Origin of the sequence: Methyloligella solikamskensis (genome assembly GCF_042676065.1) — a bacterium.
In the GTDB taxonomy this organism is placed as follows: Bacteria; Pseudomonadota; Alphaproteobacteria; order Rhizobiales; family Methyloligellaceae; genus Methyloligella; species Methyloligella solikamskensis.
Genome location: NZ_JBHTJO010000002.1, coordinates 396,859 through 412,394 on the forward strand (window position 1 = coordinate 396,859; position 15,536 = coordinate 412,394).

Here is a 15,536-nt window from a genome sequence, read left to right on the forward strand (position 1 = left end):
TCCGGCCAAAAGAAATCTCGTCCGGCCATAAGAAAAGGGCGCCGGCCCTTTCGGATCGACGCCCTCGTATCTCTTAAGCGAAGAGGCTTAGAAGCGGCCGCTTAGTTCAGCTTCGACTTCAGCGAATCGATGCTTTCGTTGAGCAGCTTGTCTGCCGTCGCCGGAGTGATCTTGTCGGCGATCAGATGTTTCGCGGCGCCGACCGCGGCGTCCACCGCAGCGCTGCGCACATCGTTCACGGCCTGCTCCTCGGCCCGGGCGATCTTCTCTTCCGCCAGCCGGGTGCGCCGCTCGAACTGCTCTTGCATGCTCTTGCGGGTCTCTTCGGCGTAGGATTTGGCCTCACGCTTGGCCAGATCGACGATGTCGTCCGCCTCCTGCTGGGCTTCCTTCTGCTTCCGCTTGTACTCCGCCAGAACGTCCTCGGCCTCCTCGCGCAGGCGGAAGGCCTCGTCGAGCTCGTTCTTGATCTCGGCCGCACGCTTGTCCAGCGCTTGGCCCAGCTTATGGAAGGTCTTGAAATAGACCGCCAGGCCGATGAACAGGAAGAAGGAGACGGCGACCCAGAATTCCGGTGTGAAGAGTTCCATTCAGTCGCCCTCTAGCTCTGCCGGGCCGCCGAAACGGCCTTCTCGGTCTCGCCCTTCGACGGGCTCACGCCGATCAGCTTGTCGACGAGGTCCGCCGCGACGTCCGTAGCGATGCCGTCGACTTCCTTCAGCGCCGAGGTCTTGGCCGCTTCGATGCGCTCCTCGGCGTTCTTCGCCTTCTCGTCGAGCTCTTTTTCGAGCTTCTCGCGTTCCGCCGAGAGCTCGTCATTGAGCTCGTCCCGCGCCTCTTGGGCGATGGCATGAGCCTTCTGCTTGGCCTCCGCCAGGGCCTGCTCGTAGGAGGCGATGGCCTCCTCCGTGGCCCTGCGGAGATCCTCGGCGGTCTGAAGATCCGACTGGATCTTGTTCCGCCGCGCATCCAGCACGCCGCCGACCTTCGGCAGCGCCACCTTCGCCATCAGCACGTAGAGCGCGACGAAGGTGATCGCCAGCCAAATAAGCTGCGGGAGCCAATCACTTGGAACTAGCTGCGGCATGGTCCTATTCGCTTACCAGCTTCTGGCTGATTAAAAGACGAAGAGGATGATCAGCGCCACGACCAGGCCAAACAGGCCGGTCGCCTCGGCGAGAGCAAAGCCGAGCAGCAGGTTCGGGAACTGGCCCGCGGCTGCAGACGGATTGCGCAGAGCGCCGGAAAGATAATTGCCGAAAATCGTACCGATACCGAGACCGGCACCGACCAGGGCGATCGAGGCAAGGCCTGCGCCGATAAACTTAGCTGCTTCGGGTTCCATTCATTCCTCCCATTGGGACTGTGACTAACGACTAGAGATGATGCTCCGTCTCAATGCAGATGAAGCGCGTCATTGAGATAGATACAGGTGAGGATCGCGAACACATAAGCCTGGAGGAACGCGACCAAAACTTCCAAAGCGGTGAAGCCCACCATGAAGGCGAGCGGCGCCCAGCCGCCCAGGAAACCAAGCGCCACGACGAAGGCGCCAAACACCTTCAGCATGGTGTGGCCGGCCATCATGTTGGCGAACAAACGAACGGAGAGGCTCACCGGGCGCGTCAGATACGAGATCAGCTCGATCACCGTGATGAGCGGCACCAAAACGACGGGCACGCCCTTGGGCACGAAAAGCCGCAGGAAACCGGCGCCGTGCTTGATGAAACCGAGAATGGTGATGCCGATGAGGATCGCCAGGGCAAGCGCGAAGGTGACGATGATGTGGCTCGTCACCGTGAAGGAGTAGGGCACCATGCCCAGCATGTTCAGCGCCAGCAGGAACATGAACAGCGTGAAGATGAACGGGAAATAGGGCATGCCGGCCTGGCCGGTATTGTCCCGCACCATGTTCGCGACGAACTCGTAGGAGAGCTCGGCGACCGACTGGCTGCGGGAGGGCACCATCTGCTGACGGCGCATGGCCCAGACCAGGAACCCGGTGATCAGCACGACGGCGATCACCATGAAAAGCCCGGAATTCGTGAACGAAGCGTCGATGCCGAAGACGTCCAGCTCAACCAGACGCTTGATCTCGAACTGGTGCATCGGGTCCGGAAGACCGCCACCGTCGCCATGGCCCCCATGGGCCGATTCTGCTGCGTATGCCTCGAACACCCGTCTACTCGTCCTTTTCCGAACTATCCGGCGGCAGGTCTTTTCCGGGCAACGGCTCGCCCTTCGCCTGCATCGCCTTGGCGCTTCGGATCACGTTCAAAATTCCAGCGGCGGACCCCAGCATGAGGAACACCACCATCATGATCGGGGCTGTGCCGAACCATTGGTCCAGAGCCCAGCCGATAAACCCGCCGACGATGACGCCGGCCACCATCTCGGTGCCGAGCCGCATCGCGTTTCCCATGGCCCGGCCGCGTTCGGAGCGTTCCTCCTCGGCTTTCGGGTTGTGGCGCGCGCGGATCTCTCCGAGCTTCCCCTCAAGACTGTCCAAGCGCCGACGGATCGTGTCGGTGTCCTGGTCGCTTTTTCCGCGTCCCGGGCCCTTGGGTCCGGCCATGGCACTTGCTCTCTTCAAGGGGAACGGCCGGCGGACCGGCTGGTCCTCAGCCCGCGCGCACCTTAGTGAACCTTTCGGCCCTGTCAAGATTTCGCCAGACGAGTCTTTTGTCGCTGGTGAAAAGCCTTAAGAGCTTAGAAAAGTGGGAAATATCGAATGTGTCGCCGGGGGTGTGATTCCGCACGATACCCCTAGCTCGCATCCCGCATCTGCTCGGCCGTCTCCAGATTGACGGAGACGAGCTGGCTCACGCCGCGCTCCGCCATGGTGACGCCGAACAGGCGGTTCATTCGCGCCATGGTGAGCGGGTGATGGGTTATGATGAGGAATCTCGTGTCGGTGGTCTCCACCATCTCCTCCATCATACGGCAGAAGCGCTCCACATTGGCGTCGTCCAGCGGCGCGTCCACCTCGTCCAGCACGCAGATGGGGGACGGGTTGGTGAGGAACACCGCAAAGATCAGGGCGAGTGCCGTCAGCGCCTTCTCGCCGCCCGAGAGCAGGGTCAGCACTTGCGGCTTCTTGCCGGGCGGGCAGGCCAGGATCTCAAGGCCCGCCTGAAGCGGGTCGTCGGATTCCACCAGCTGCAGCTCCGCCGAGCCGCCGCCGAACAGCACGCTGAACAGCCGCTTGAAGTGGGCGTCGACCGTGTCGAAGGCTTCCAGCAGGCGCTTCCGGCCTTCCCGGTTGAGGTTCGAGATGCCCTGGCGGAGGCTGGCGATGGCCTCTTCCACGTCCGCCTTCTCGGTCTCGATCTCTTCCAGCTGAGCGGCGATCTCGGTCTCTTCCTCTTCGGCGCGCAGATTCACCGCGCCGAGCCGCTCCCGGTCCGCCTTCAGCTTGTGCAGCTCCGCCTCGACCTGGGAGATGTCCGGCATGGTCGCCTTCGGCTCCAGACCTGCGATCTTCAGGCAGCCTTCCGGCGCGCAATCGAACGCTCCGCGGATCTGATGGGCGATATCGCTGCGCTTGGCGCGAGCGGCTTCCAGCCGGGCTTCGCTGCGGGCTTTGGATTCGCGGGCCGCGGACAGCCGCTCCTGAACCTCCCGCAGAGCCTTGTCGTGCTCCCGGCGTGCCGTATCGGCTTCGGCCAGGGCGTCGGCAGCCGCAGAACGCTCTTTCTCGGCCTCAGCGATGGAATCGAGCAGCGTGCGCCGCCGCGCTTCGATCTCCTCGGGCAGCTTAGCGATGCCTTCCAGATCGCTGCGGATTTCCTGCTCGCGCGACTGCAGGGTCTCGATTTGCTCCCGCGCTTTGGTGATGCGCTTCTGCCAAAGGTCGTTCTCCGCGGAAATCGCCTCGATCCGCTCCTGACGCAGACGGATAGCCCGCGCATGGCTTTCCAGCTCGGCCTTGGCGTCCGCATGGGCCGCACGCGCCGTCGAAGCCTCCTGCTGGGCTTCCTGCTGCGCCTGCTCGAGGCTGGCGAGCTTGTCCGCAAAGTCCGATGCGTCGCTCAGCTCCGAAAGCCGAGTCCGCGCTTCGCTCAGCGATTCTTCCGTGCGGGTCCGCGCTTCCACCAGGCGGCCGAGCTCCCGGCTCCGCTCCTGCATGGCGTGCTCGATCTCACCGATCTTGTCCCGGGTCGCGGCCAGCTCGTTCTGAGTCTCGCGCAGCTTCTGGCGCAGGCTCTTGGTATTTTCGGAAGCCTCGCGCAGGGCCTCGGTGCTCTTCTCAAGCGCCTCTTGCGCAGAGGTGAGCTCGGATTCCGCCTTGTCCGCCTCGCCTCGCAGGCTCTCAAGCCGGTTGCGTTCCTGCAGCCGCGCCGCTGCCGCCGTGGCCGCACCGGAGCGGATCCGGTAGCCGTCCCAGCGCCACAGATCGCCGTCCTTGGTGACGAGGCGTTGGCCGGGCTTCAGCTCCGCCTGGAGCCGGTCGCCGTCATCCGCTTCGACCACGCCGATCTGAGCGAGCCGGCGGGACAGAAGGTCGGCACCGGTGACGAACCGGCTCAGCGGCTCCGCGCCTGAGGGCAGGGCCGGATCTGAGTCCTGCGCCGAAAGCTTGCGCCAGAAGGCGGGGGCGGCCTCGTCGCTCGCCGCATCGAGATCGTCGCCGAGCGCCGTGCCGAGCGCCTGCTCGTAACCTTCCGCCACCGAAACGTGAGAGATCAGCGGTTCGAATTCTTCGTCCTGGGCGGGCTTCAGAAGCTTGGTCAGGGTTGCAAGCTCGGTCTCAAGCTCCTGACGGCGCAGCCGCGCCGCAGCGGCATCGGACCGCCGGTCGCTCTCCTTGGAGCGGGCGACCTCTTCGGCTTCTTCGGCGCGCCCGAGATCGTCCTCAAGGCTCTGCACGGTGTCGCGCAGCTGCTTCGACGTTTCTTCCAAGCTCTGAAGATCGCTGCTCTCGCCGGCCTGGGCCTCTTCCGCTGCCAGGGTCTGGCCGATCTCGGCCGCCTGGGTTTCCAGCCGGGAGATGCGGCTCTCCAGCTCGGACTTTTCGCTCTCCAACCGGCGCTGCTCGGCCCGGGCCTGGGCGAATTGCTCCGTTGCCGCACTCAAAGCCTCTTCGGCCTTGGAAAGCGCTTCCGCGGTCTCGTTTGCGGCCGCTTCCAGCTTCGGCGCCTCGGTCTCGTCGGCGCTTGCCTCCTGCAGCTTGCGTTCTTCTTCGGCCAGGCCGCGGAGCATCTCCTCGGCTTCGCCGATCTGCTCCTGTTCGCGGGCCAGATCGCTCGTCATCTGGGAGAGCCGGGTCTCCAGCTCCGCCTGGCGCGACTGCGCGCGCTGCTCTTCCCGGTCGAGCGCGTCACGCTCCACCGACAGCCGATGCAGGACCGCCGCCTTGTTGGCTTCCTCGTCCCGCAGGGGCTGCAGCTTCTCCGCCGCCAGATGCTGATCGCGCAGGGCATCGGTCTCGACGCGCGTCTCGTCGCCCACCGCGGTCAGGGCCGTCTGGAAGGCTTCTTCCTCCTGCTCGACCGCCGTGCACGCGTTCGACCACATCAGATGATGATGCAGGGCCTCGCGCTCCTGGATCGTGTCGGTGACCTCCCGATAACGCTTCGCCTGGCGGGCTTGGCGCTTCAGCGCGTTGAGCTGGGTGGTGAGCTGGCCGATCAGATCGCCGAGCCGCTCCAGATTGGCTTCCGTCGCCTTCAGCCGAAGCTCGGCCTCATGACGGCGACTGTGCAGACCGGCGATGCCGGCGGCATCTTCCAGAACCCGGCGCCGCTCTTGGGGCTGGGCGCTGACGATCTCGCCGACTCGGCCCTGGCCGACGAGGGCCGGAGACCTTGCGCCGGTGGAGGCGTCTTCGAACAGCAGCCGTACGTCCCGGGCGCGCACGTCGCGGCCATTCACACGGTAGGCGGACCCCGCCTCGCGCTCGATGCGGCGCGTGACTTCGAGGTCGTCGCTGTCGTTGAACTCGGCGGGGGCCGTGCGGTTTGAATTGTCGATGAAAAGGGTGACTTCAGCGGAATTGCGCTGCGGGCGGCTTTGGGAGCCGGCGAAGATCACGTCCTCCATATTCGAGCCGCGCATGCTCTTATACGAGGTCTCGCCCATGGCCCAGCGCAGCGCTTCCAGGAGATTGGATTTGCCGCAGCCATTCGGACCCACCACGCCCGTCAGCCCCTTCTCGATGATGAGTTCGGTCGGCTCGACGAAGGATTTGAATCCCAGAAGGCGGAGGCGGTTGATCTTCAAAGCTGCTCGACCCTTCAGCTGTTGCGCGAACCAGCGCTTAGGCCATTCCTGAGACGGAGCGTCAAGCCGCGCCGCCCGTTTGTCCCCGCGATTCGATCATCCGCTTGATCTCGTCATAGGTGACGGTTCCTTGGGCCTTCTGGCCGTTGACGAAGAAGGTCGGCGTACCCTTCACCCCCAAGCGCCGTCCTCGCTGCTTTTGCTCGTCTAGCGCGTCGATCATGCTTTGATTCGCAAGGCAGTTGTCAAACTGCGCCCGGGTCATACCAACGCGTTTCGCGACGCCGTAGATGGCGTCGAGCCGCACCTCCTGGGAAACCCATTCCCGCTGGTTGTTCAGGAACAGCCCATAGAGCTGGAAATACTTATCCGCCGGCGCGCAGCGATTGATGATCGCCGCATTGCCCGCCGAGCGCCCGATGGGGAATTCCCGCACCACGTAACGGACCTTGCCCGTGTCGATATAGTTGCGCTTCAGCTTGGGAAAGACGTTCTGGTGGAACGCCCGGCAATGGGGGCAGGTGAGGGAGGCGTATTCGATCACCGTGACGGGCGCGTTCGCGCGGCCCAGAGCCCGGTCGCCCAGCGGGCCGGGCTTGGTCACGTCGTCGGCCGTCTCGCTCACCTCCGAGCTGCCGGGGCCTGCACCGCCGCACCCGGCGAGCGCAGGCGCCAAAGCGAGACTTAAGACGATCAGGCAGGCGACCCGCCTCAACTGGTGCGCCGCACCGCCAACCATCAAATCGTTATTCCGCGGGGGCGGACTCCGTCTTGTCGTCGGCGCCGGCATGCTCTTCTTCGAGGATCGCGTCGAAATCCTCCAGCTCATGCTCGCGGCCGAGCTTCTTGCCGTCGATGAAGAAGCTGGGGGTGGAGTTCACGCCGAACTCCGAGGAGGCGCGGGCGCGCATCTTGACGATGTTCTGATAGAGCTCCTCGTCGGCCATGCACTCGTCGAAGCTCTCCTTGGAGAAGCCCGCCTGGCGCGCGATGCCCAGCAGCTTGTCCATGGCCTCGGGCTCGTCCCGCACCGCCCAGCTCTGCTGGGTCTCGAAGAGGGCGGAGGTGAGCGCCATGCGCTTCTCCGGTCCGGCGCAGCGCGCCAGCATGGAAGCCCGCGCCGCCAGGATATCCAGCGGGAACTCCCGGAAGATGAACTTCACCTTGCCGGTGTCGATGTACTTCTCTTTGACCTTCGGGAAGGTCTCGGTGTGGAAGTGAGCGCAGTGGGGGCAGGTCATGGAGGCGTATTCGATGATGGTGACGGGCGCGTCTTCGTCGCCGATCACCACATCGTCCAGCGGGCCGCCATCCAGCAGCTCCGACATGGGCACGTCGGCATCGGCGCGGCTCGCCGCCTGAGTTTCGGTCTGGTCGCCCATGCCGAGAAAATAGACGCCGCCAGCGATCACGATCGCCACGACCGCCACCGCGGCCGCGATCACCAGGCCTTTGCTTCCGGTGCTGTGGGATTTGGGTGTTTCCGCCACGTCTCTACTCCGCTGTTCGAGCTGTCATTAAGGCATTTGGTTAAGGCAAGAGAGCGGCGAAAGCCAGCCCTCAAACGTCACGCTTTCTTGAGCGTTTCGCCGCCGTGCCGAGCCGCACCAGCGCTTCGCGCAAAGGCTCGTCGGTGATGTCGGCCTCTTGCGGCAGGACGCTGGGGTCAGGCGGCAGGGGCGCGGGCGGCTGGGGCCGGACGAGCCTGCCCACCGGCGCCTGCTTGATGCGCATCTCCACCACGGCGCGGTAGCCGAAGAAGCTGTTCACCCGCTCCATGATCTGCCGCGCCTTGTACTGCACCTCGATGGAGCGAGGTCCGTCGACCCGCAGAACGAGGGTGGCGCCTTCGGGACGCTTCCGGGCCTGTTTGGGCTCGTCATCCGGCGCCTCCCGGGGCTGGCGCGGCCAGATCAGCCGGTCGGGCTTGGTGAATTTCGCGGTGCTGCCGCCCACGATGCTGGCCCATTGCTCCAGGAGCGCCATGGTGGTGAAGCCGCGGGCGCGCGCCGCCGGCGCCAGGGTCTGGGCCGCAAGCCCGCCGACAGGCTTCAGCCCTTGCGTCCGCCGCTTGGGCGCCGACGCATAGCGCTGATTGCTCGTCTGCTGGGTATTGTTGTCGCCGGCCATGTTCGCGTCTTGATGGGTCGCATCTACTTCGCCGCGCTTCTGGATGCTCTTGGGGATCATCCGCCGCGGCGCCTTGCCTTCATGGCCGCGCAGCCTACACCATCGGGAGCGGCGTGACGAAGCCGCGAGATGTGCGATTAGGAGTTTTCCCTTTTGCCCGGAATTCAGGATGCAGAGCAGACGGCGAAAGCCGACGCAACAAAGGCCGATGGTGCAATGGCGGCCAAGCTGCTCGCCTGGTACGATCGGGAAGGGCGCACACTGCCTTGGCGCATTCGGCCCGGAGCTGAAGAGACGCCCGATCCTTATAAGGTCTGGCTCAGCGAGGTGATGCTGCAGCAGACCACCGTGAAGGCGGTGCTGCCGCGCTACGGACGCTTCCTGGGCCGCTGGCCGCGGGTGGAAGACCTGGCAGCCGCTCCCTTGGGCGACGTGCTCGCCGAATGGGCCGGCCTCGGCTACTACGCCCGCGCCCGCAACCTGCATGCCTGCGCTCGCGTCGTCGCGGAAGAGCACTGCGGCGAATTCCCGTCGACCGAAGCGGGGCTTAAGAAGCTGCCGGGTATCGGCGACTACACGGCCGCCGCCATCGCTTCCATCGCCTTCAATGAGCCGGCAACCCCGGTCGACGGCAATATCGAGCGGGTCATGGCGCGGCTCTTCGCCCTGAAGACGCCGCTCCCCGAAGCCAAGCCGGAGATCAAGGCCATGGCGGCGAGCCTGACGCCGCCGGATCGCCCAGGCGATTTCGCGCAAGCGCTGATGGATCTCGGGGCCCAGATCTGCACGCCCAAGCGCCCGGCTTGCGGCCTATGCCCCATCCGGCCCGATTGCGAAGGCTTGGCGGAAGGTCTGGCGGAGGTGCTGCCCTACAAGGCGGAGAAGGCCGAGCGACCGACCCGGCTGGGGACGGCATTTCTGGGCGTTCGCGCCGATGGCGCCGTGCTCCTGCGCGAGCGACCGCCGAAAGGGCTATTGGGAGGAATGCTGGAAGTGCCGTCGACCCCGTGGGGGCCGAAGGATGCGGCTGAGCCTCTGGCGTTTGCGCCCTTAGAGGCGGATTGGCGGATGACGGTCGGGTTGGTGGAGCACACCTTCACCCATTTCCACCTGAAACTTCAGGTCTATGCCGCTGCGGTGCCTGAAGACGCCACTCTATCGGAGGCGGCGGAGCCGGAGCGCTGCCGCTGGGTGGCCCGGCGGGATCTTGCGAGCGCGGCACTCCCCAGCGTTATGCGCAAAGTGCTCCGCCAAGGCCTAGGTGAGTAGAGGAGGCGGCCGCCGATCTACTCGGCCGCGATGACCTGGGGCTGCCTCGGCGCTTGTGCAACGCGCTTCGGCGCAACGTTCTGAGGCATCAAGCTCTCGGGCAGGCGATAGGCACGCGCCGGCTTCATGGGGGCTTCTGCCGCCTTGCGGGCCTCAGACGGCTCGGGCAGCTTGGCCACCGGCGGAATCCAGAATTTTTTGCGGCGTTCCTCGGTCAGCCGCGAGCGGAACAGCTTCATGATGTTGCCTCCAATTGGCGCCGCGCGACATCGCGCAAGCTATCGATCGGGGTGAGCGTCCCTTCCTTCTCCACATGCCAGAAGGTCCAGCCGTTGCAGGCCGCGGACCCTTGGACCTGGGCGCCCATTTTGTGAATCGAGCCCTGCGCACCCTCCACGGCGATGCTGCCGTCGGCGCGCACACGGGCCTCGTACTGGGCCCGGTTGTCGTAAAGAACGGTGCCGGGCGAGATCAGCCCGAGCTCCACCAGGGAGCCGAAGGGGATGCGCTGTTCCTGGCGCTTGCCCTGCATGACCTTCATGGCGTCATCGCCGAGCGGCTCGATCTCGGCCAGGCGCTTGCGGGCGATACGCGCGTAATCGGGGTCGCGCTCGATGCCGATGTAATGGCGGCCGAGCTTCTTGGCAGCGGCGGCCGTCGTGCCGCTGCCGGAGAACGGGTCGAGGACGACATCGCCTTCGTTGGAGGAGGCGAGGATCACCCGGCCGAGCAGGGCTTCGGGCTTCTGGGTCGGATGGGCCTTCTTGCCGGTCTCTTCCTTCAGGCGCTCAGGGCCGGAGCAGATCGGCAGCAGCCAGTCGGAGCGCATCTGAAGATCGTCGTTCAGCGCCTTCATCGCCTCGTAGTTGAAACGGTAGCGGCTCTTCTGGCTCTTGGCCGCCCAGATCAGCGTCTCATGGGCGTTGGTGAAGCGGCGACCGCGGAAATTCGGCATCGGGTTGGTCTTGCGCCAGATCACGTCGTTCAGGATCCAGAAGCCGAGATCCTGGAGCCGCACGCCGAGGCGGAAGATGTTGTGGTAGCTGCCGATCACCCAAAGGGCGCCGTCGTCTTTCAGGACGCGGCGGCACTGGGCCAGCCAGTCGTCGGTGAACTGATCGTAGTTCTCGAAGCTGGCGAACTTGTCCCAAGCGTCGTCGACACCGTCGACCTTGGAGTTGTTCGGACGGAGCAGGTCTTTCTGGAGCTGCAGGTTATAGGGCGGATCGGCGAAGATCAGATCGACGGAGCGATCCGGAAGCTCTGCCAGTTCTGCCACGCAATCGCCGAGAATGATGCTATCGATCGGGAGCGAAGCCCCCGCCTTTTCCTTGAGCATGACCGCCTCCGAAGACGCTGAAACAAACAGTCGGAGCGCCCCGGCAAATCGGCCGCGGCGATAGATCAAACTTGAGGAAAGTTGGTAAAGACCCTGTTAACCGAGCTGAAGCTCTGGCGTTTCGGCGACGCCGAGGGCCTTTTCGATGGGGCTGAAGGAGCGGCGGTGATGCAGGCAAACGCCGTGCTTTTGGATGGCTTCGGCGTGCTCACGCGTGCCATAGCCCTTGTTCCGCTCCCAGCCGTATTTCCGATAGCGCTTTGAGAGTTTCACCATCATCCGGTCGCGGGTGACCTTGGCGACGATGGAGGCGGCCGCGATGGAGACGGAGATTCCGTCGCCCCCGACCACGGGCCGGGCAGGGCAGGGGAAGCGCTTCGGCTTGATGTTGCCGTCGATGAGGGCTGCGACCGCGGGCGCTTCCATCTCCCGGAAGGACCGCCGCATGGCCCACAGGCTCGCCTGGAGGATGTTGTCCCGGTCGATCCGCTTCACATGGCCGATCGCGATGCCGACGATGGCCGACGCCATGATCTCCTCGAAACGCTCCTCCCGCTCTTTTTCGGTGAGCTTCTTGGAGTCGTTGAGGCCTTCAGGGATGCGGTCGGGATTGAGGATGACGGACGCGGCGACAACCGGCCCGGCCCAGGGGCCGCGTCCGGCTTCGTCGAGCCCCGCAACCGGCCCCTTGTGCTTATCCATGAGATCGGCCTCCAGCACGAAGCTGGGTGCGTCGGGCAGAAAGGCCGATTCGAAGAGCGCATCCATGGAGCCGACTTTTGCGCTCCGGATGCGCGCTTGCAATCCCCCTCAACGGAGGGTCGCCCCGACAATGTGGAAAAGCGTGCGGCCTGAAGCTCAGCCGTCAGCCTAAAACAGCCGCATCTGCTGGCCCTGCAGCACGGGAGGCTCGAACAGATCCGTTCGCAGCTTCGCCTTGTCCTTGTTCAGGCCGAGACGCTGTACCGCCATCTCGAAGCGCCGGCCGATCATCCAGGCGTAAGGCCCGGTGCCTTCCATGCGTTCGCCCCATTTGGCGTCGTAGAGCTTCCCGCCCCGGGACTGACGCATGAGCGACAGCACCTTCTCCGCCCGGTCCGGGCAGTTCGCCTCAAGCCATTCGGTGAACAGATCGGCGATCTCAAGCGGAAGCCGGAGCAGCACGTAGCCGGCTTCCGTCGCGCCTGCGACCGAGGCCCGCTCAAGGATGCGCTCCATCTCCATATCCGTAAGCCCCGGCATCACCGGCGCAACCATGACGGAAGTGGGAATGCTCGCCTCGTTCAGCGCGGCGATCGTCTCCAGCCGCTTCTCAGGCGCCGCCGCCCGGGGCTCCATGGCCCGGGACAGCTTGCGGTCCAGCGTGGTGACGGAAAGCGCCACCTTGGCAAGCCCGCGCTTCGCCATGGAGGAGAGAATGTCGATATCCCGCAGCACAAGGGACGACTTGGTGACGATGGCGACCGGATGGTTCGCCTCGTCCAGCACCTGCAGGATGTCCCGCATGAGCGCGTATTGCCGGTCGATAGGCTGGTAGGGGTCCGTGTTGGTGCCGATGGCGATGGTCGCGGGCTTGTATTTCGCATGCGCCAACTCGCGCTTCAGCTGCTCCGCCGCGTTCACCTTGGCGAACAGCCGCGTCTCGAAATCGAGCCCCGGCGATAGGCCCATGAAGGCGTGGGTCGGCCGCGCGAAGCAATAGACACAGCCATGCTCGCAGCCGCGATACGGGTTGATGGAGCGGTCGAAACCGATATCCGGGGAATCGTTCCGGGTGATGACGGTCTTCGCCCGGATTTCCTGAACCTGGGTAGAGAGCGCTTCCAGCTCGCCGACAGAGCCCCAACCGTCGTCCGCCGGCTGATAGGCGATCGGCTCGAACCGGCCCGACCGGTTGGTCAGCGCACCGCGGCCGCGGCGGCGCTCCGCGGCGACGCCTCCCGCTTCAAGCGGGAAGCTCTCATGCTTCTCAGGCTTTCTAAGGTCCACGCTCATGGCTCCTATATAGGTCTCACTTTGGAACAAATCAAGAACATTGACGCAATATCGTCTTGAGCCAGCGACGCGGAACGGATTGCCGCTCGCAGACTAAACGCTATAGTCCCGCCATGATTTCCATAGTTATCCCCAGCTTTAATGCGGGAAGGACGCTGGTCCCGACCCTGAACGCGCTGATTCCCGGCGCGGTTGAGGGGCTGGTGCGCGAGGCCATCCTGGCCGATGGCGGCTCCACGGACGGGACGCTGGACATCGCCGAGGCCGCAGGGATGGAGATCGTGAAGGCCGAGCGGGGCCGGGGCACCCAGCTGCGCGCCGGCGCCGCCCGCGCGAAAGCCGACTGGCTCCTCTTTCTTCACGCCGATACGGAGCTCGACCAGACTTGGCTGGACCACGCCGTCCACTTCATGTCCCGCGTCGATCGCGGCGAGCGGGCGCCCGCGGCCGCCACCTTTCGCTTTGCCCTGGACGATGATGGGCTCATGCCCTGGCTGCTGGAGAAGCTTGTGGCGCTCCGCTTCATGATCTTCCGCCTGCCGTACGGCGATCAGGGCCTGCTGATCCCGCGCAGGCTCTATGAAGAGCTCGGCGGGTTCGAGAACGTGCCGCTCATGGAAGATGTCGCCCTGGTTCGGAAGCTGAAGCGGAACCAACTGGTGATGCTGAAGGCGCGGGCCGTGACCAGCGCGGAGCGCTATCGCAGTGAGGGCTATATCCTGCGTGGCCTCCGCAATCTCTTCTGCATGCTGCTCTATACGTTCCGCGTGCCGCCTCGGGTGCTCGCCCGGCTCTACGGCTAGGCCTGCGCGGCGCGGATATGCCAGGCGTGCGACCCACCCTCATCCTCATGGCCAGAACGCCAAAGCTGGGGCGGGGGAAGCGCCGCCTGGCGGCCGAGATCGGCCATGTGGCGGCATCTCGTTTCTATCGAACTTGTCTTGAAACGACCCTGCGCCGGCTCGGAGCGGACCCCCGCTGGCGGCTGTTGATCGCCGTGACGCCGGATGCCGATTGGCGGGCGCCATGCTGGCAGCGTTTTGCCGCCGAATGCGGTGCCGCCCTCAAGCCCCAAGGGCAGGGCGATTTGGGAACCCGGATGCATCGGCTGCTGTGTGATGAGGGGACGCCGTCGCTTCTCATGGGCAGCGATATCCCAGGCGTCGTGCCCAAAGACATAGCCGGCGCCTTCAAGACCCTCGCTGGCGCAGATGCGGTGTTCGGTCCGGCGGAAGATGGTGGCTTCTGGCTCGTCGGGATGAAGCGGCCGAAACGGCTTCAGCCTTTCGAGAACGTCCGCTGGTCGAGCCGCTATACGCTCACCGACACCCTGGAAAATTTCCGGGGAACGGAGGTCGGCTTCGCTCCGCTGCTGGCCGATGTGGACACCGAGGCGGCCTATCTCCGGCTGCGGCGAGGAGCGGAGCGGCTGGTGCCGCCCCGCCGTCTTTGATCTCGCCGTGGCTACTGGGCCGTCGTCGGATCGATCATGGTCTTCACTTCGGTGACCTTCGTGGCCGGAAAGCCGGAGAGCTCCGCATGCTTTTTGATCGCGTCCTCGTCCTTCGCCAGATAGACGCAGAAAGTCTTGTCATCTGCGACATAGCTCTCGACCCACTGGATGTCCTCCGCGCCGATCTTGCAGAGCGCATCGTTGGACGTGTTGGCAGCGCCCGAAAGCTCGTCGCCGTCCATTTTACCGACACCGGGAATGTCCCGCTCGATGATGTATTTCTTCAAAGCCATGCTGTTTCCTCCTTGCTGGTTTGAGTCTTGTCGTCGCCAACCTTCTAGTTGGTAGGGTAAAAAGTCAAAAAATATCGAGGCGAGAAATCACGCCTCGATGGTCCGGAGCACCGAGTCGATCGCCGGCTTGATGGTGGCCGGATCCTTCAGCGCCCAAGCGACGAGGCTGGCGCCCTCCAAAGTGCTGAGGATGAGGGTGGCCGTCTGCTTCGGCTTCAGGTCGGATCTCAGCTCGCCGGCCTTCTTGCCGTCGCGGATCACGCCCTGCAGCCAGTCGAGATGCAGCTCGAAGAACTCCTTCACGCGCTCCTGCAGGGATTCCGGCAGCACGTAGGCTTCCGCCGAGAGGGCCCCGCAAAGGGGCATCATGCCGCCCTCCATGCTTTCCACGAAGAACTCCGAGTAGCGGCTCAGCCTACTCGTGGCCGTCGCCTCCGTCGCGACGATGGCATCCAGCGCGGCGCGGAAATCGCCCAGATAGCTGTCGATCAGCGAAGCGCCCAGCGCTTCCTTGGTGGGAAAATGGTGATGGATGGAGGCTTTCCGGATACCGACCTTCTCGGCGAGATCCGCATAGCTGAAGGCCGCATAGCCGCGCGTGCGCAGCAGCGTCTCCGTCTCTTTCAGCAAAAGCTCTCGCGTTCCAAGCGCCATGGGCCACCTTCCGCAGCGGACAACGGGTGCTATCCGCTATTGTTATTATCTGCCTACCAGATGGTAGGCGATCGTCAACTTGCAAGATCGACGCAGGAACAGCCGTCCGCATCCCGTCATACCGGCAGCCATCGCGGTACCACTTCGATTCCACGTCATTCTGAGGTGCTCGCGAAGCAAG

General features: G+C 64.6%; 18 protein-coding genes. 3 read left to right on the plus strand and 15 right to left on the minus strand.

From position 1 onward, the window contains the following. Positions 1-101: 101 nt before the first annotated feature. The 9 genes from ACFQ2F_RS14915 to ACFQ2F_RS14955 form a co-directional block, all read right to left on the minus strand. Complete coding sequence (locus tag ACFQ2F_RS14915; protein ID WP_379091422.1) at positions 102-590, minus strand: F0F1 ATP synthase subunit B family protein; 489 nt, start codon at positions 588-590, stop codon at positions 102-104. Between the two features lie 11 nt (positions 591-601). After that, complete coding sequence (locus ACFQ2F_RS14920) at positions 602-1,087, minus strand: F0F1 ATP synthase subunit B family protein (RefSeq protein WP_379091424.1); 486 nt, start codon at positions 1,085-1,087, stop codon at positions 602-604. 30 nt (positions 1,088-1,117) lie between these two features. Continuing rightward, positions 1,118-1,345, minus strand: coding sequence for a F0F1 ATP synthase subunit C (locus tag ACFQ2F_RS14925; RefSeq protein ID WP_069095241.1), 228 nt, complete (start codon positions 1,343-1,345; stop codon positions 1,118-1,120). Between the two features lie 50 nt (positions 1,346-1,395). Beyond that, positions 1,396-2,109: a F0F1 ATP synthase subunit A gene (locus tag ACFQ2F_RS14930; RefSeq protein WP_379091589.1), complete on the minus strand. Its 714-nt coding sequence runs from the start codon at positions 2,107-2,109 to the stop codon at positions 1,396-1,398. Between the two features lie 73 nt (positions 2,110-2,182). Next, entirely contained in the window at positions 2,183-2,575 is a 393-nt protein-coding gene (locus ACFQ2F_RS14935) for an AtpZ/AtpI family protein (RefSeq protein WP_379091427.1), read from the minus strand. Between the two features lie 191 nt (positions 2,576-2,766). Beyond that, positions 2,767-6,222, minus strand: a complete 3,456-nt coding sequence (gene smc, locus ACFQ2F_RS14940; protein ID WP_379091429.1) for a chromosome segregation protein SMC — start codon at positions 6,220-6,222, stop codon at positions 2,767-2,769. A 61-nt stretch (positions 6,223-6,283) separates the two neighbouring features. After that, the gene (locus ACFQ2F_RS14945) at positions 6,284-6,961 is read right to left on the minus strand and encodes a DsbA family protein (RefSeq protein WP_379091431.1); all 678 of its coding nucleotides are present in this window, start codon (positions 6,959-6,961) and stop codon (positions 6,284-6,286) included. Between the two features lie 7 nt (positions 6,962-6,968). Beyond that, positions 6,969-7,712: a DsbA family protein gene (locus ACFQ2F_RS14950; protein ID WP_379091433.1), complete on the minus strand. Its 744-nt coding sequence runs from the start codon at positions 7,710-7,712 to the stop codon at positions 6,969-6,971. Positions 7,713-7,782: 70 nt separating this feature from the next. Further along, on the minus strand, positions 7,783-8,412 hold the full coding sequence (locus ACFQ2F_RS14955) for a DUF721 domain-containing protein (RefSeq protein WP_379091435.1): 630 nt from the start codon (positions 8,410-8,412) through the stop codon (positions 7,783-7,785). 156 nt (positions 8,413-8,568) lie between these two features. Here ACFQ2F_RS14955 and mutY point away from each other — a divergent pair, with 156 nt between their 5' ends. Next, positions 8,569-9,621, plus strand: a complete 1,053-nt coding sequence (mutY, locus tag ACFQ2F_RS14960) for an A/G-specific adenine glycosylase (protein ID WP_379091590.1) — start codon at positions 8,569-8,571, stop codon at positions 9,619-9,621. A 17-nt stretch (positions 9,622-9,638) separates the two neighbouring features. Here mutY and ACFQ2F_RS14965 read toward each other — a convergent pair whose 3' ends face one another. From ACFQ2F_RS14965 to ACFQ2F_RS14980, 4 genes are all read right to left on the minus strand, one after another. Next, on the minus strand, positions 9,639-9,860 hold the full coding sequence (locus ACFQ2F_RS14965) for a hypothetical protein (protein WP_379091437.1): 222 nt from the start codon (positions 9,858-9,860) through the stop codon (positions 9,639-9,641). Next, entirely contained in the window at positions 9,857-10,960 is a 1,104-nt protein-coding gene (locus tag ACFQ2F_RS14970) for a site-specific DNA-methyltransferase (protein WP_379091439.1), read from the minus strand. Before ACFQ2F_RS14970 ends, ACFQ2F_RS14965 begins: the two co-directional genes overlap by 4 nt. Before the next feature lie 96 nt (positions 10,961-11,056). Beyond that, on the minus strand, positions 11,057-11,728 hold the full coding sequence (locus ACFQ2F_RS14975) for a ribonuclease HII (protein WP_379091440.1): 672 nt from the start codon (positions 11,726-11,728) through the stop codon (positions 11,057-11,059). Positions 11,729-11,830: 102 nt separating this feature from the next. Next, a complete protein-coding gene (locus tag ACFQ2F_RS14980) occupies positions 11,831-12,955 on the minus strand; it encodes a PA0069 family radical SAM protein (protein WP_379091441.1) in 1,125 nt (374 codons plus the stop codon). Between the two features lie 113 nt (positions 12,956-13,068). Here ACFQ2F_RS14980 and ACFQ2F_RS14985 point away from each other — a divergent pair, with 113 nt between their 5' ends. Together ACFQ2F_RS14985 and ACFQ2F_RS14990 are read left to right on the plus strand one after the other, a co-directional pair. After that, positions 13,069-13,758, plus strand: a complete 690-nt coding sequence (locus tag ACFQ2F_RS14985; RefSeq protein WP_379091443.1) for a TIGR04283 family arsenosugar biosynthesis glycosyltransferase — start codon at positions 13,069-13,071, stop codon at positions 13,756-13,758. Between the two features lie 26 nt (positions 13,759-13,784). Continuing rightward, positions 13,785-14,408 carry a TIGR04282 family arsenosugar biosynthesis glycosyltransferase gene (locus tag ACFQ2F_RS14990; RefSeq protein WP_379091445.1) on the plus strand — a complete coding sequence of 208 codons (624 nt, stop codon included), beginning with the start codon at positions 13,785-13,787 and terminating at the stop codon, positions 14,406-14,408. Between the two features lie 11 nt (positions 14,409-14,419). On the opposite strand, the gene ACFQ2F_RS14995 is transcribed toward ACFQ2F_RS14990, so the two are convergent. Together ACFQ2F_RS14995 and ACFQ2F_RS15000 are read right to left on the minus strand one after the other, a co-directional pair. Then, entirely contained in the window at positions 14,420-14,701 is a 282-nt protein-coding gene (locus ACFQ2F_RS14995) for a DUF4242 domain-containing protein (protein WP_379091447.1), read from the minus strand. Positions 14,702-14,788: 87 nt separating this feature from the next. Beyond that, positions 14,789-15,355, minus strand: a complete 567-nt coding sequence (locus tag ACFQ2F_RS15000; RefSeq protein ID WP_379091449.1) for a TetR/AcrR family transcriptional regulator — start codon at positions 15,353-15,355, stop codon at positions 14,789-14,791. Positions 15,356-15,536: the final 181 nt, after the last annotated feature.